The sequence below is a fragment of the Mesorhizobium sp. W067 genome (genome assembly GCF_054719525.1).
Genome location: NZ_JBTTII010000001.1, coordinates 141,453 through 156,640, shown reverse-complemented (window position 1 = coordinate 156,640; position 15,188 = coordinate 141,453). Strand labels below are relative to the sequence as shown.

Here is a 15,188-nt window from a genome sequence, read left to right as displayed (position 1 = left end):
ATTGCCAGTCAGCTTCCTAGCTTGGCCTCACCGCCATCGCTCCACTATGATTGGAGCGAGCAAGCGGGAGGGTGAGGAATGACTGCGAAATTGCCGTTTGAAGCACTGTCGGTGGAGACGCTTGCAACGCGCCTCGGTACGAACGAAGCGCTGTGCGCCAAAATCGGCAAGGGCCCTTGGAAGGTGCGCGAGGTCGGCGACGGCAATCTGAACCTCGTCTTCATCGTCGAAGGCGGCTCGGGTGCGGCGGTCGTCAAGCAAGCCCTGCCCTATGTTCGCCTCGTCGGCGACAGCTGGCCGCTGCCCTTGAAACGTTCCTTCTTCGAATATCACGCGCTGACGCGGCAAGAGGCGCGCGCGCCGGGTTCGGTGCCGGCGATCCTCCATTTCGACGAAGCCCAGGCGCTGATCATCATGGAATATCTGGCGCCGCCGCACACCATCCTGCGCCGTGCCCTGATCGACGGCCGCGAGTTGCCAAATATCGCCCGCGACATCGGCCTGTTCATGGCCCGCACTTTGTTCCGCGGCTCTGATCTCTCCATGCCGACCAAGGACCGCAAGGCCGACCTGGCGCTGTTTGCCGACAATGTCGAACTCTGCGGCATCACCGAAGACCTGGTGTTTTCCGATCCCTATTTCGACGCCAAGCTGAACCGGCACACCTCGCCGCAGCTCGACGGTCTGGTTGCCGAACTGCGTGCCGACCGCGACCTCAAGGTCGAAGCGCAGCGGCTGAAGCATATCTTCGCCGCCAATGCCGAGACGCTGCTGCATGGCGACCTGCATTCGGGCTCGATCATGGTCACCGACACCGAGACGCGGATGATCGATCCGGAATTCGCCTTCTACGGTCCGATGGCCTTCGACGTAGGCATGCTGCTCGCCAATTTCTGGATGTCCTACTTCTCGCAGCGCGGCCATGAACACAAGGGCAAGCGTGACGCCATGCGTGCCTATCTGCTCGGGGTGACCAATGACACCTGGACGGTGTTCCGCGCCGAGTTCTCGCATCTATGGCGCACCGAGCGCACCGGCATGCTTTACCAGAAGAGCCTGTTCGAGGATCAGGGCGACATTCTCGCCTCGGAGCAGGCGCTCGACCATCTGCTGCACCAGATCTGGACCGACCTCTTGGGCTTTGCCGGCATCGAGGTGCACCGGCGCATCCTCGGCCTGGCCCACAATGCCGATTTCGAGACCATCGAGGACGAGGATCTGCGAGCCTCCTGCGAGGCCAAGGCGCTGAAATTCGGCCGTCACATCGCCGTCAACCGGCGCCAGATTCACGGCATGGACGAGGTAAATAATCTGGCCGCTTTGATCGAACGGGAGAGCAGGATTTGAACGTCGGCGAGCGCCACTACCGCACCATCTGGCTGAGCGACGACCAGCGTTCGGTCGAGATCATCGACCAGCGCTGGCTGCCGCACGAGTTCCGGGTCGAGACGATCGGGAGCGTTGCCGGCATCGCCACCGCGATCCGTGACATGTGGGTTCGTGGCGCGCCGCTGATCGGCGTCACCGCGGCCTACGGCGTCGCCATCCAGATGGCGGACGATCCGTCTGACGAAGCGCTCGACGCGGTCTGGGAGACGCTGCACAAGACGCGGCCGACTGCGATCAATCTACGCTGGGCGCTGGACGAGATGCGGCGGTTCCTCAAGCCGATCGTATTGGGACAGCGCGCGGAGGCGGCCTATAGGCGCGCTGCCGAAATCGCCGACGAGGATGTCGATCTCAATCGCGCCATCGGCGAGAACGGGCTTGCCATCATCAAGGAGATCGCGGCACGCAAGAAGCCGGGCGAGCCGGTCAACATCCTCACCCATTGCAACGCCGGTTGGCTGGCGACGGTCGATTACGGCACCGCCACGTCGCCGATCTATCTCGCCATCGAGGCCGGCATTCCGGTCCATGTCTATGTCGACGAGACGCGCCCGCGCAACCAGGGCGCCCAGCTGACCGCCTGGGAGATGGCCGGCCACGGCGTGCCGCACACGCTGATCGTCGACAATGCCGGCGGCCATCTGATGCAGCGTGGCGCGGTCGACATGGTGATCGTGGGCACCGACCGCACCACGGCCAATGGCGACGTCTGCAACAAGATCGGCACCTATCTCAAGGCGCTCGCCGCCTCCGATAATGAGGTGCCCTTCTACGTCGCTCTGCCCTCGCCGACCATCGACTGGACGGTGGGTGATGGCCTCACCGAAATCCCGATCGAGGAACGCTCCGGTGACGAGGTGTCGCTGGTCTGGGGCAAGACGGCGGACGGCAAGATCGCGCAGGTTCGGGTTTCGCCCGAAGCGACGCCGGCGGCCAATCCGGCGTTCGATGTGACGCCGGCACGGCTCGTGACAGGGCTGATCACCGAGCGCGGTGTGGCCAAGGCTTCGCGCGAAGGGTTGAAGGCGATGTTCCCCGAACGCCGATAATCTCCCCCCCTTGAGGGTCCCTTGAACCGACCCCCTCTGGCCTGCCGTCCATCTCCCCCTCAATGGGTAGATTAGCGCCTCACCGGCTGGCTACCGGATTTCAGCCCTGCAACAAGAATTGCGGCCACGATGGCGGCTGACGGTTGCGGTTCTGGCGAAATCCGGCCAGAAGCATCTGGCCGGCAACCGGCCGGCCCGCGACGTTGCGCTTGAAACCAGATACGGGAGACTATTGGGTGGCTCGCATAACACTGAGACAATTGCTCGATCACGCCGCCGAATACGGCTACGGCGTACCCGCCTTCAACATGAACAATATGGAACAGGGCCTCGCCATCATGGAGGCGGCCGAGGAGACCAAGTCGCCGGTCATCCTGCAGGCCAGCCGCGGCGCCCGCGCCTACGCCAATGATGTGGTGCTGGCCAAGCTGATCGACGCGCTGGTCGAAATCCACCCCGACATTCCGGTCTGCATGCATCTCGACCACGGCAACAACGAAGCCACCTGCGTCACCGCCATCCAGTACGGCTTCACCTCTGTCATGATGGACGGCTCCCTGAAAGAGGACGGCAAGACGCCGGCCGACTATGCCTACAATTCCGGCATCACCCGGCGCGTCGTCGACATGGCGCATTGGGGCGGCGTGTCGGTGGAAGGCGAGATCGGTGTGCTCGGTTCGCTTGAGAGCGGCGGCGGCGAGCAGGAGGACGGCCACGGCGTCGAAGGCGCCATCAGCCACGACCAACTCTTGACCGATCCGGAACAGGCGGTCGAATTCGTCAAGGACACCCATGTCGATGCGCTGGCTGTCGCCATGGGCACCAGCCACGGCGCCTACAAATTCTCGCGCAAGCCGGACGGCGCGGTGCTGGCGATGAACGTCATCGAGGAAATCCACCGCCGCCTGCCCAACATGCATCTGGTCATGCACGGCTCGTCCTCGGTGCCCGAGGATCTGCAGGAGATCATCAATAGATATGGCGGCCAGATGAAGCCGACCTGGGGCGTGCCGGTGGAAGAGATCCAGCGCGGCATCAAGCACGGCGTGCGCAAGATCAACATCGACACCGACAACCGCATGGCGCTGACCGGCGCCATCCGCAAGGTGCTGACCGAAAACCCGAGCGAGTTCGATCCGCGCAAATACCTGACGCCGGCCATGGCCGCGATGCGCAAACTGTGCAAGGAGCGCTTCGAGCAGTTCGGCACCGCCGGCAATGCCCAGAAGATCAAGCCGTTGCCGGTGGCTGAGATGGCCAAGCGGTACAAGTCGGGCAGCCTTGATCCGAAGTTTGGGTGAAGTACCTGGCGCCTCTTCCTTCTCCCCTTGTGGGGAAGAAAGAAGAGCTATTGACATAAAAAAGGCCGGGCGCGAAAGCGGCCCGGCCAAAAAAGAAGGTCAAGAACCTTCAGAGGGGAACACCGCTCGGTGGAATGGGAGGAAACCGCCGAACGATAATTCCTATATGCGCGTATTCGCGGCAGACGGCGACGAACGGCTTTCTAAAACAACGCGAGATTCGGAAATTTCGTTCTCGTTTTGAAAGATTTCAGCCGGTGAGGCGTCGGTTTCCAGAAGATCGGCATAGTGCCGGCGCGCCACGTCGGGATGCGAGCGCAGGCGGCTCTTCAGCACATTGGTACCGACATTGCGAAACAGCGGATTGTCGGGATCGCTGGCCGGACCCCGCGCCTCGGCCGCCAGTTCCTCGGGCAGGTCGAGCAGCGGGATCGTGGCGTCGAGCCGGGCGCTGAAGAAGAAGGGCACCGAAATCCGCTCGACACCGGCCGGTGGCGTTACCACGCGGTGGACCGTTGCTCTCAGATACCCATTGGAGGCCAGCTCGAGCAGTTCGCCGATGTTGACCACCAGCGTGTCGGGCAGCGGATCGACGTCGACCCAGGCACCGTCATATTCGACCTGCAGCCCCTTGCTCTCGTCCTGCAACAGAAGCGTCAGGAAACCGCCATCCTTGTGCGCGCCGACGCCCTGGTTGTCGCCGGTGGCGTCGCGGCCGGGGTAGCGCACGATCTTCATGCGATGGTTGGGCTCGGCCCGGTAGATCGGATCGAAGGCGTCCTCGGCCTGGTCGAGCGACAAAGCGAAGGCCCTAAGCAGCCGGATCGCCACCGCGGTCGCCTTGGCCTGCCATGCGAGCAGCGCCGGCTTCAGCTCGGGCAGCGTGGCCGGCCACTGGTTGGGCCCTTGCAGCCGCGTCCAGGCGGGCACGCCGGGGCCTTGCTCGATGGCCGGGCGTTCGACGCCGATGTCGAGCTGTTCGCGCCAGTCGGCCTTGCCTTTGGTCAGCTCGCCGCCGGCGCGCGTGTAGCCGCGGAACTGCGAGGACTTCACCATTTCGATCGCCAGTTTGTCGGCTTCCGGCAAGGCAAAGAACCGGCGCGAGGCGTCGAGCACTTCTGCGGTATCCGCAGCCGATATGCCGTGGCCGGTCAAATAGAAGAAGCCGACATCGCGCGCGGCCGTGCGCAGGTCGAAGAGAAACGTTCGCCGTTCCGAAGCGCCCTGTTCGAGGCGGCCGAGATCAAGCACGGGTACGATCCTGGGCATGGTCAAGCTCCTTGTTCCGCTGTCACGGTGGCACGCAGGCCGGTCCGATCAAAGCAACGCGCAATCCAATCTCGGCGCCGATGGAGAAAGCCGGCGCTGCGTTTGGCAGCCTGCCGGCAAATAACGTTCGTGGCCGCTTATCCGCGCCGGTCCAGCCTGGCGACCAGCCGGTCGCCGACCCACTGGATGCCGCAAACGAGGATGATCAGCACAATGACCACGGCGACCATGACGCTGGTCTCAAAACGCTGGTAGCCGTAGCGGATGGCGAGGTCGCCAAGCCCGCCGGCACCGATGGCGCCGGCCATGGCCGAGGCGCCGATCAGCGTTACCAGCGTCACCGTGAAACCAGCAACGATGCCGGGCAAAGCTTCGGGCACCAGCACCTCGCGGATGATCGTCCAGCGGTTGCCGCCCATGGCGCGCGCCGCCTCGATCAGGCCGCGATCGACCTCGCGCAGCGACACTTCGGCGATGCGGGCATAGTAGGGCGTCGCCGCAATCGACAACGGCACGATCGCCGCCCAGGTGCCGATCGAGGTGCCGACGATCAGCCGCGTCACCGGGATCAGCGCCACCAGAAGGATGATGAAAGGCACCGAGCGGAAGCCGTTGATGACGGCGCCGAGCGCGCGGTTCACCCACAGGCTTTCGGCAATGCCGCCGCGCTCGGTGGCAATCATTGCCAGGCCGAGCGGCAGCCCGAAGACGAGCGAGATGAGGCCCGATGCCGCCGTCATCAGGACCGTCTCCCAGATCGAGCGCAGCAGAAGTTCAAACAGAACCGGCGACATGGCCAAGCACCTCCACCCGTGCGTCGCGGGCCTTCAGGAATGCGATTACTTTCGACAGATGTTTCGGATCGTTGCCCGCGACCGCAAGGAACAGCGTGCCGACCGGCTGCTGCTGGACATGGTCGATGCCACCATGGACGAGGCGGAACGGCCCCGGCACCGCCACCGCAAGATCGGACAGCAGCGGACCGCGCGCGGCCTCACCTGCGACGTCGACCCTGAGGATGAGCTCGGCGCCGCCTCCGGGAGCAAGCCGGCCGGCAATCTCGGCCGGCAGTTGCGGGCGGATGCCGCCGAGCAGGCTCCTGGTGATTTCGGAACGCGGCTCGGCAAAGACCGACCACACCGGGCCTTGCTCGACGATGCGCCCGGCATCGATCACCGCGACGCGGTCGGCGATCGAGCGGATCACCTCCATCTCGTGGGTGATGAGCAGGATGGTCAGGCCGAGCTGCCGGTTGATGTCTTTCAGCAAGGCCAGGATGGAGCGCGTCGTCTCCGGATCGAGCGCTGAGGTCGCCTCGTCGGACAGCAGCAGCGCTGGCCGCGCGGCCAGCGCCCTGGCGATGCCGACGCGCTGCTTCTGGCCGCCCGACAGCGAGGACGGATAGGCCTTCGCCTTCTCCGACAGGCCGACGAGGTGGAGCAATTCGGCGGCGCGCGCCAGCCGTTCGGCCTTTGGGCGGCCCTCGATCTTCAGCGGCAGCGCGACATTGTCCTCCACGGTCTTGGCCGACAGCAGATTGAAGTGCTGGAAGATCATGCCGATGCGACGCCGCAGCGGCTGCAATTCACGCTCGCCGAGCCGGCCGATCTCGCGGCCCTCGATGAAGACGTCGCCGGAGTCCGGCCGCTCCAGCCCGTTGAGGCAGCGGATCAGCGTCGACTTGCCGGCTCCGCTGCGGCCGATGATGCCGAGGATCTCGCCCTTCTTCACCGTCAGCGAGACGCCGTCGAGCGCAGGCGTCGCGCCAAAGCGGCGCTTGAGGTCGACGAGGCGTACGACATCTTCTTGCCCGGCCGATATATTGACCGGACCGGATGCCTCGGCCGTGACGTGCTGGTTCATCTCACTGTCCGTTTCAACGCTCGACAAATGCGACAGCGGCCCGCTCAACAGCGGGCCGCCTGCTCCTGACAACCAGGCGCCAATCAATAGGCGCTGATCCCGGTGCCCTTGTAGACCTTGTCGAACTCGGCCTTGACCGCCTCGTTCTGGTAGGACGCGACCAGCGTCTTCACCCACGCCTCGTTCTCGTTGCCGGATTTCACGGCGATGAAGTTGCGGTAGGGGTTGTCGGCCACTGGCTCCTGGGCGATGCGGTTGTCCGGGCCGAGACCGCTCTTCAGCGCCCAGTCGGTGTTGACGACAGCCGCGTCGAGATCCTCGACCGAGCGGCCGACAATGCCGGCGTCCAGTTCCTTGATGACGACCTTCTTAGGGTTCTCGGCAATGTCGGCGGTGGTCGCCAGGATGCCGGTGCCGTCCTTCAGCTTGATCACGCCTTCGTTCTGCAGAACGCGCAACGCGCGGCCCTCATTCGAGGGGTCGTTGGGCAAGCCGATGACGGCGCCTTCGGGCAGGTCGGCAACCTTGGTGTATTTCTTGGAGTAGAGGCCGATCGGCCAGACGCCGGTGTAGCCGACGCGCACGATGTGGTACCCTTGGGTCTTGATCTGGTTGTCGAGATAGGGCTGGTGCTGGAAGGCGTTGGCGTCGATCTCGCCGCGCTCGAGCGCCTCGTTGGGCTGGGTGTAGTCGTTGAACACCACGGTCTCGACGGTCAGGCCTTTTTCGGCGGCCTGGGCGACGACGACGCGCCAGACATCCTCATCCTCGCCGCTGATGATGCCGACCTTGATAGACTTCTTGTCCTCGGCGAAGGACGGCGTCGGCTGAGCCAGACCGGCAAGCGTGACGGCCGAGGCAAAAAGTGCCGCAAGGGCAGCTCGCCGGCTGATGGCTGAAAAAAGAAGAGAGCTGGAAGCGTTTCCGCGTTCGGACATTGTCGATCCCTCGTAATCCTGAAGTCATTGCGGCGAGGTGGAATACCAAGCCTTGACGACATCATCGGCAATGCTGCTTGCCGGATCAAAGAACCGCATTTCTTCTCAAACACGAAGCCGGGAATATTCTCTCAAAGATTTCGCAATTGCGAGAACGGTCACGCCGGACCGGTCAGAATGTCTCGACAAAGGGCCGCAGCTCGACCTCGAAGCTCCAGGCGCTGCGATGCTGGCGATGGGTCGCGAGATAGGTCTGCGCGATCGCATCGGGCGACAGCTGGCTGTCCGGTCGCTCGGGCTTCGTCCCGACCGGCTCGATCTGGCCGTCGATAATGAAATGGGCGACATGGATGTTCTTCGGGAAGAGTTCGCGCGCCATCGACTGAGCCAGACCGCGCAGGCCGAATTTCGGCATGGCAAAGCCGGCGGAGTTGGGAAAGCCCTTGATGCTGGCGGAGGCGCCGGTGAAAAGAATCGAACCGGAGCCGCGCGCAAGCAGCCGCCGCGCCGCTTGCTGGCCGACCAGGAAGCCGCCATAGGCGCCGACAAGCAAGGCTTGTTTGACCGCATCGGGATCGACCTCGGCGATCGGGCCGCGCGTGCGGCCGCTGGCATTGAAGACGGCAAGGGCCAGCGGGCCTTGCTTGTCGGCGGCGTCAAACAGGCCGGCGACGGAGGCCGGATCGGCGACGTCGGTTTCGACGGCCAGCGCGCCGGTTTCCCCGACCAGCGCCGCGAGTTTGGCCGTGTTGCGGGCGGCCAGCACCACACGATAGCCTTCCGTGGTGAGAAGGCGTGCCAAAGAGGCGCTCAGGCCCGCACCCGCGCCGGCGATCACTGCGACTTCGGATGCCATGTCGTTTCTCCTTGGCGATGACGTGTTCGTCTCATAGCTGGCGTCTTGAGCGGCGAGACGCAAGAACGGCGTTGCTCGATTTTCGCTGTTCGGTGAAAAACTCTGCCGGCAGGTTCGGAGCAATCGACCGCGGCCAGGGTCTTGCCTGGCGAGACAATCCGTCCGACAGGTGATTGCGTTGGAATCGCAAACGGTGTCGCAAGGGAGTCGACCGTGGAACCAATCTGGGCCGTCGGCCTGATGACCGGCACCGTGCTTGACGGCAATATCGACGTGGCGCTGATCAAGACCGATGGCGAGCGGATCGCCGATTTCGGCACCTATACGCTGGCCCCCTACCCCGCAGCGATCCGTGCCTTGCTGGAGGAGACGCTGCGTCAGGCCCGGGTGTGGAATTTCGACGGGCCGGAGCCGGCGATCTTTGCCGAAGCCGAGGAGGCGCTGACGCGGGCGCAGTCGGCGGCGGTGAAGGACCTTGTCGAAAGCTACGGCCTAACCATAGGCGATATCGGCGTGGTCGGTTTTCACGGCCAAACCGTGCTGCATCGTGCCCCGCAACCCGGGCGGCGCGGCGATACGCGCCAGTTGGGCGATGGCGCGCTGATGCATTCCATTTTGGGCGCCAAGGTCGCCTATGATTTCCGCTCGGACGATGTGCGCGCTGGCGGCCAGGGCGCACCACTGGCGGCTGCCTACCACGCGGCGCTTTTGAGGGAAGCCGACGCCAGCGGGGACACCGCTGTGCTCAATCTCGGCGGTGTCGGCAACGTCACTTGGTGGGACGGCAAGGACAACATCGTCGCCTTCGACACTGGCCCGGCCAACGCGCCGCTCAACGATTTCATCAAGGCAAACGGCCTCGGCGAGATGGACCGCGACGGCGCACTGGGCGCGGCCGGCACCGTCGATGAAGTGCGGCTGGCCAAATTGCTCCAGCATCCGTATCTGACCAAGCCCTATCCGAAATCGCTCGACCGTTTCGACTTCGGCGCCGCCATGGCCGACGGCCTCAGCGCAGAGGATGGGGCGGCGACGCTGACGGCCTTCACCGTCTCGGCCGTCGGCAAGGCGCTCGATTTGTTGCCGCGCCGGCCGAAGCGCCTAGCGGTCAGTGGCGGCGGCCGCCGCAACCCGACGATGATGGCGATGCTGGCGAGGCGCGCCAACGTCGAGGTGGTGCAGGCCGAGACACTGGGCTGGAAAGGCGATGCGGTGGAGGCCGAATGCTTTGCCTTCCTTGCCGTGCGCGTGCTGCGCGGCCTGCCGATCAGCTTTCCCAGCACCACCGGCGTGCCGCGGCCGATGCAAGGCGGGCGGCTGGCAGGTTAGAGCTTCTTCTGCAGGAAGATGCGGCTGCGGCCGACGGGAAAGTCAGGCAGTTCGCCGAAGCGCCGGTAGCCTTGCCGCTCATAGACTTTGGCCGCTGTCGGATTGAACGTATCAATCCAGGCGTTTTGGCAGCCGCGCTTGACCGCTTCCTCCTCGGCAGCGCCCAGCATGTCGCCGGCCATATGCCGGCCGCGCAGGCGTTCGTCGACCCACAGCCACTGCACATAGAGCCAGCCCCAGGCGGTGTATCCCGAAATGCCGGCGACGACAGCGCCGTGCTCATCACGAACGAAGACGGCGATCGGCTTGCGGCCGGAGGGGCCGACATCGCCGTCATTGAACGCCGTCAGCCGCTCGGCCAGGAAGGCGAGGTCGTCTGACGAGGGGTCGGCAGTGGTTTCAAGCGTCGTCTTCATCCGGGCGGGGCTCGCATGGCAAGCCAAGCTCTAGCGAAGGACGGGATGAGAACGCAAGCTTTACGGCTTGATGGGCAGCGGCGATCGCCATGACCCCGCTGCTGCCGCAACCAGCATCAGCACGGCGGCGACGATGGCGCAGATGGCAAAGCCGAACGATGAATAAAGCGGCCCGAAGCTGGTGGTGCCGATGAAGACGGCGAGGTAGGTGACCGAGCTGTTCAGGCCCATGATGGTGCCACGGCGCGACGGATCGAGCGCGGTAAGGCGCATCACCAGCACGTTCAGGCCGAAATGATTGGCAAGGCCCCAGATGGCGATCATAGCCAGGATCAGCACGAAATTGCTGCTTGCGAGCGCGATCGCGACATAGACGACGGCGACCAGCAGATAGGCGAAAGGCATGACGCGCCGTGCGCCGATGCGGTCGATGACGCCGTCGAGGAAGGCCGCGGCGCCGAAGCCGGCGCCGTAGGCGAGTGCGGCCAGCGCATTGGCGCTGACGGGCTCGCCCAGATCCTGGTGCAGATGATCGCCGAGATAGCCGTAGACGCCGTAAAAAGCGGTCATGAAGGCGGTGCAGGCGATGAGCAGCGGCACGATGCCCGGAATGGCCAGCGCAACGAACGGCGACGGCGCCGGGCCGCTCTTCCTGACGTCGCTGAGCGAGGTCATCGACAAGGCAGCAAGCGCAATGGCGGAAAGCACCGCGACGGCGGCGAAGACGGCGCGCCAGTGCACGAGATCGGCAAGCACGGCCGACAGCGACACGCCGGCCACCATGGAGACCGTCCAGCCGGTCAGCACGACGCCGATCGTGCCGCTTTCGCGGCCGGGCGGCGCAATTGCCGCTGCACTGGCATAGATGGCCGGCATGGCGACGCCGGCGGCGATGCCGGCGACGGCCTGGGCCGCGACCAGCATGATCACCGTCGGCGCCAGCGCGCTGGCGAGAAGCCCGACCGTCAGCAACAGCAGAGCGCCCTGCAGCATGCGGCGGGCGCCGACGCCGTCGATATAGCGGGCGAGGAACAAAGCGCTGGCGGAAGTGCCGAGACCGAAGGCAGCCGACGCGGCCATCACCGCCGGCACGCTGGTGCCGAAGGATGCGGCGACTGCCGGAGCAATTGGACCCAGGACCAGCGAGTTCGAGCCGATGACGGCGATGCAGCCGGTCAGGAGATAGGCCAGCGCCGGGATCGGCTGATGGAGCGTTGCAGCTTGATGCGCGTTCGTCATCGGGTCATAATGGCCGAACTGAATTCCGCGACAACAAGGAATTTCGATATGGACGAAGAAACAGATGGGGTTCTGCAGAATAAGGTAGCTCCCCGAGAGCTCGACGCAATCGACCGAAAAATATTAGGCGTGCTGGTCGAGGATGCGACGATCAGCTACGCCGAACTTGGCGAACGCGTCTGCCTGTCGCCGCCGGCGGCGCATGAGCGGGTCAAGCGCCTGCGGCGCAGCGGCGCCATCCGCGGCACGGCTGTGATCATCGACCCGAAGGCGGTGAAAAAGCCGCTGCTCACCTTCGTGCATATCGATACCAAGGGCTGGGGCAAGACGCCGGAGCTGATGGCCGTTTCGCAATATCCTGAGGTCGAGGAAATCCATTCGGTGGCCGGCGACACCTGCCTGCTGCTCAAGGTCCGCACCGAGGACACCAGGGCGCTCGAAGGCCTGCTGGCGCGTCTCTACGAAACGCCCGGCGTCACCTCGACGCGAAGCAATGTCGTGCTGTCGACCTATCTCGAGCGCCCGGTGCAGCCCGAGATCACCGCGCAATGGCCGACGCCCCGGCATATGGCCACGCCGTTGTACTGATCTGCGCTATCTTCGTCTTGCCGGGGCCACAACAATCCTTCACAAACGGCACCCTATATTGATGCCAGGCATTGATTTGGGGTGACGAGAGGCGCGGCTTGGAATTCGAACTGAAAACCATCGAGGCGCTGGCCCCCGATCAGGCGTCGCTAAGCGCCGCCTCGAAGCTCACCAAGCGCTCGAACTGGCCGCGGCTGGAGAAGAACGAGCAGCAGGCGCTGATCTGGGGCGAATGCCAGGGCTCGGGATCCAACCCCTATCGCACCGTCGTCGACACCGGCGACCACGGCTACAAATGCACCTGCCCGTCGCGAAAATTTCCCTGCAAGCACACGCTGGCGCTGATGTGGATCGCCGCCACGGCGCCGGCCAGCTTCACATCAGCCGAAACAACGCCGGAATGGGTCAATGACTGGCTTGGCCGGCGCAGGAAGAGTGCGCCCCCGCCGGTCGACGCAAAGTCTGGCAGGGGCGCGTCTGGCAAGAGCATTGGCGAGGCCTCGCAGGCAGAGGAAAGCACCGTCGATGACGCCGCCGCGACGGAGCGCCGCGAGACGGCGCAGCGCAAGCGGGCGGAAGATACGCGCACCGCGGTGGCAGGCGCGCTGGACGAACTCGACCAGTGGATTGCCGACCAGCTGCGGCTCGGCCTTTCCGCCTTTGCCGACGCCAGCAGCGAGCGCTGCCGCCGCATTGCCGCCAGGCTGGTCGACATGAAAGCAACGGCGCTTGCGGGACGCATCGACGAAATCCCGGCCCGGCTAATGGCGCTGCGCAGCGAGGAACGGCCGGACGCGGCGATCCGCGAACTCGGCAAGCTGGTTTTGCTGGCCAAGGCCTGGCGCTCGGCGCCAGACGATCCCGAATTGAAGCGGCTGGTGTCGGCATCCGAAACCCGCGACCAGGTGCTGGCCAATCCCGATGCAAGACAGGTCGACAGCCAGTGGGAAGTCATCGGCGAGAAGATCGAGACCCGCCGCGACGGCCTTGTCAGCCATTCTACCTGGCTGCTCGACCTGAAAAGCCCGACGCCGCAATTTGCGCTGCTACTCGATTTCTTTCCGGCCTCGGCCGGCCGCCGCTCTGCCGCGTTCACACCTGGCGACCGGTTCGATGCAAGGCTGGTGTTCTATCCGTCACGCCAACGGCTGCGGGCGCTGGTAGCGGAGCGCAAGGGCGATGTCGTGTCGGGCGCCTGGCCGGATTTCGGCCTCGGCATTGTCAAGGATCCGCTGGCGGCGCATGCGGCGCACCAGGACGCAGCACCCTGGTCGACCGATAGCCCGCTGATGCTGCCTGCCGGCGCGATCCTGCTCGATGAGCGCGGCACCGCCTGGTGGCAAGCGGCGCACGACCCGCAAGGGATCGCCCTGCCTGTCGCCGGAACCGTCGATCAAACCGTGCTCGGTCTCGACCTTTCGGCAACGGCAGCCCTGTGGAACGGCGCGCGGCTCGATCTGCTCGCCGCGCAAAGCGGCTTCGGGAGGCTCGATCTGTCATGAACGAGCTCGAGCAAACCGGCCTGGCGACGATGCGCGACTGCTGGATCACCGGCGGAACTGCGTTCGATCTGGCGCCAGCCGCGTGGAAGGAAATCGCCGGCGGCGCAAGCCCGGACGAACGGGAGCGGCTGTTGCTGGCCATCGCCGCGCAGGCGCTCGATGTGGGCTTAAGGCCAGCCGCGCCGAAGTCGCTGAAGCGGCGCCCGCCGCTGCCGAGGCTTGGCCTGCCGCTGCTGCCGGAGCGGTTGCGGCCGCTGTTGCGGGCTGCCTTGAAGAACACCGCCGATGCGCGGCGCAAGGCGCGCGTGGCGACGCTCGTCGCCGGCCGTGGCTACGTGCTGCATCCGATGGACTGGATGCCGTCGGCATCAGACCAGAACAGCCCTGACATCTATGCGCCGTGGATCGACTGGCAGGCCAGCGTCGAGGGGCTGAAGATTGCGCCGCAGGAGCAACTGACGGTGCAGAACTGGGATGACTTTTACCCCGCCGCGCGCCGTATCGCGTTGACCGAGATGCGCCGTCGCGATCCGGCCACGGCCCGCAGCCTGATGGAAGCGAAGGCGCCCGGCGAGCCGGCGGAAGTCCGGCTGGCACTGATCGAACTCATGCATTTCGGCCTGACGCCTGAGGACGCGCCGTTCCTGAAAAGCCTGGCCACTGACCGCTCCGGCAAGGTGCAGGAACTGGCGAGCCGGCTGCTGGCGAGGTTGGGCGAGCACGGTCGTGTTGGTGGCGGTGCCGACGATCCCGTTGCCGAACTTGCCACCTTCATCGCAGAAGGCAAATCCGGCTTTATCCGCCGCCGCACCACCTACACCCCGGCAAAACTCAAATCCCCGGCGCAGGAAAAGCGCCGCGCCGAACTGTTCGAGACCTGCAATCTGGTCGACCTTGCTTCCCGATTTGGGGTCAGCGAACCCGATTTCATTGCAGCCTGGCAGTTCGGTGCCGACAACAATGCCGACATCCAGATCTCACGAATGGTCGCCGCGTCGGGCAGCGACGCTGCAGTAACGCAGATGGCCGACACGCTGATCGCCGAGGGTGGCAAGCCGGCACTGTTCGTGCTGCACCTGACACCGCGCCTGGATAGCCGCAGGAAGCGTGTCCTGGTCAGATTGATCCTGAAAGATACGCCGCAGTATGTTAGCACGCTCACCCTTGCCGAGGGCTTCGAAGCCAACTGGCTGGATTGGCCCGACCTGACGAACGGCCAGAGCTTGGCGGTGTTGCGTTCGGCTGTCGCCGGCAATGATGACGCGATGAAGCGAACCGTCGACGACCTGTTGGAAACTTTGGGCTTTCTGGCCACTGCGGCGACAGCGGAAAAATTGATCGAGCATGTCGTTGCGGCCGGCATGCCGCCGGCGGCAGCCTCGCTCGCTTTCCTGCGCCTCAACGCGGCCCTGACGGGAACCAACCCATGACAATCCGGAGAACAGCACC

Annotated in this window: 14 protein-coding genes; 7 read left to right on the top strand and 7 right to left on the bottom strand. The window is 64.9% G+C overall.

Features of this window, described 5'->3' with window-relative positions; genetic code table 11:
* The first annotated feature begins 78 nt into the window (after positions 1–78).
* From mtnK to fba, 3 genes are all read left to right on the top strand, one after another.
* Positions 79–1,347: an S-methyl-5-thioribose kinase gene (gene mtnK, locus ACYG97_RS00675; RefSeq protein WP_023732185.1), complete on the top strand. Its 1,269-nt coding sequence runs from the start codon at positions 79–81 to the stop codon at positions 1,345–1,347.
* Entirely contained in the window at positions 1,344–2,438 is a 1,095-nt protein-coding gene (mtnA, locus tag ACYG97_RS00670) for an S-methyl-5-thioribose-1-phosphate isomerase (RefSeq protein ID WP_023732186.1), read from the top strand. Before mtnK ends, mtnA begins: the two co-directional genes overlap by 4 nt.
* A gap of 236 nt (positions 2,439–2,674) precedes the next feature.
* Complete coding sequence (fba, locus tag ACYG97_RS00665) at positions 2,675–3,739, top strand: class II fructose-bisphosphate aldolase (RefSeq protein WP_023687044.1); 1,065 nt, start codon at positions 2,675–2,677, stop codon at positions 3,737–3,739.
* A 162-nt stretch (positions 3,740–3,901) separates the two neighbouring features.
* Here the strand turns inward: fba and ACYG97_RS00660 are convergent, their stop codons facing one another.
* From ACYG97_RS00660 to ACYG97_RS00640, 5 genes are all read right to left on the bottom strand, one after another.
* Positions 3,902–5,008: an isopenicillin N synthase family dioxygenase gene (locus ACYG97_RS00660; RefSeq protein WP_023732187.1), complete on the bottom strand. Its 1,107-nt coding sequence runs from the start codon at positions 5,006–5,008 to the stop codon at positions 3,902–3,904.
* A 137-nt stretch (positions 5,009–5,145) separates the two neighbouring features.
* Positions 5,146–5,802 carry a methionine ABC transporter permease gene (locus tag ACYG97_RS00655; protein WP_023732188.1) on the bottom strand — a complete coding sequence of 219 codons (657 nt, stop codon included), beginning with the start codon at positions 5,800–5,802 and terminating at the stop codon, positions 5,146–5,148.
* Entirely contained in the window at positions 5,783–6,871 is a 1,089-nt protein-coding gene (locus ACYG97_RS00650; protein ID WP_023704825.1) for a methionine ABC transporter ATP-binding protein, read from the bottom strand. Before ACYG97_RS00650 ends, ACYG97_RS00655 begins: the two co-directional genes overlap by 20 nt.
* Before the next feature lie 83 nt (positions 6,872–6,954).
* Entirely contained in the window at positions 6,955–7,809 is an 855-nt protein-coding gene (locus ACYG97_RS00645; RefSeq protein WP_023668580.1) for a MetQ/NlpA family lipoprotein, read from the bottom strand.
* A 172-nt stretch (positions 7,810–7,981) separates the two neighbouring features.
* A complete protein-coding gene (locus ACYG97_RS00640; protein WP_023668581.1) occupies positions 7,982–8,665 on the bottom strand; it encodes an SDR family NAD(P)-dependent oxidoreductase in 684 nt (227 codons plus the stop codon).
* Positions 8,666–8,878: 213 nt separating this feature from the next.
* Between ACYG97_RS00640 and ACYG97_RS00635 the strand changes: the two genes are divergently transcribed.
* Entirely contained in the window at positions 8,879–9,994 is a 1,116-nt protein-coding gene (locus ACYG97_RS00635) for an anhydro-N-acetylmuramic acid kinase (protein WP_023709179.1), read from the top strand.
* Here the strand turns inward: ACYG97_RS00635 and ACYG97_RS00630 are convergent.
* Both ACYG97_RS00630 and ACYG97_RS00625 read right to left on the bottom strand, forming a co-directional pair.
* Complete coding sequence (locus ACYG97_RS00630; protein ID WP_023684459.1) at positions 9,991–10,410, bottom strand: GNAT family N-acetyltransferase; 420 nt, start codon at positions 10,408–10,410, stop codon at positions 9,991–9,993. The two genes, ACYG97_RS00635 and ACYG97_RS00630, sit on opposite strands and share 4 nt — an antisense overlap.
* 60 nt (positions 10,411–10,470) lie before the next feature.
* Positions 10,471–11,649 carry an MFS transporter gene (locus tag ACYG97_RS00625; RefSeq protein WP_023696650.1) on the bottom strand — a complete coding sequence of 393 codons (1,179 nt, stop codon included), beginning with the start codon at positions 11,647–11,649 and terminating at the stop codon, positions 10,471–10,473.
* Positions 11,650–11,697: 48 nt separating this feature from the next.
* On the opposite strand from ACYG97_RS00625, the gene ACYG97_RS00620 reads away from it, so the two are divergent.
* The 3 genes from ACYG97_RS00620 to ACYG97_RS00610 all read left to right on the top strand — a co-directional run bounded on the left by ACYG97_RS00620 (position 11,698) and on the right by ACYG97_RS00610 (position 15,169).
* Entirely contained in the window at positions 11,698–12,237 is a 540-nt protein-coding gene (locus ACYG97_RS00620; protein WP_023732189.1) for an Lrp/AsnC family transcriptional regulator, read from the top strand.
* 98 nt (positions 12,238–12,335) lie between these two features.
* Complete coding sequence (locus ACYG97_RS00615; protein WP_023684463.1) at positions 12,336–13,739, top strand: SWIM zinc finger family protein; 1,404 nt, start codon at positions 12,336–12,338, stop codon at positions 13,737–13,739.
* Positions 13,736–15,169: a DUF5691 domain-containing protein gene (locus ACYG97_RS00610; protein ID WP_023732190.1), complete on the top strand. Its 1,434-nt coding sequence runs from the start codon at positions 13,736–13,738 to the stop codon at positions 15,167–15,169. Before ACYG97_RS00615 ends, ACYG97_RS00610 begins: the two co-directional genes overlap by 4 nt.
* Positions 15,170–15,188 lie beyond the last annotated feature (19 nt).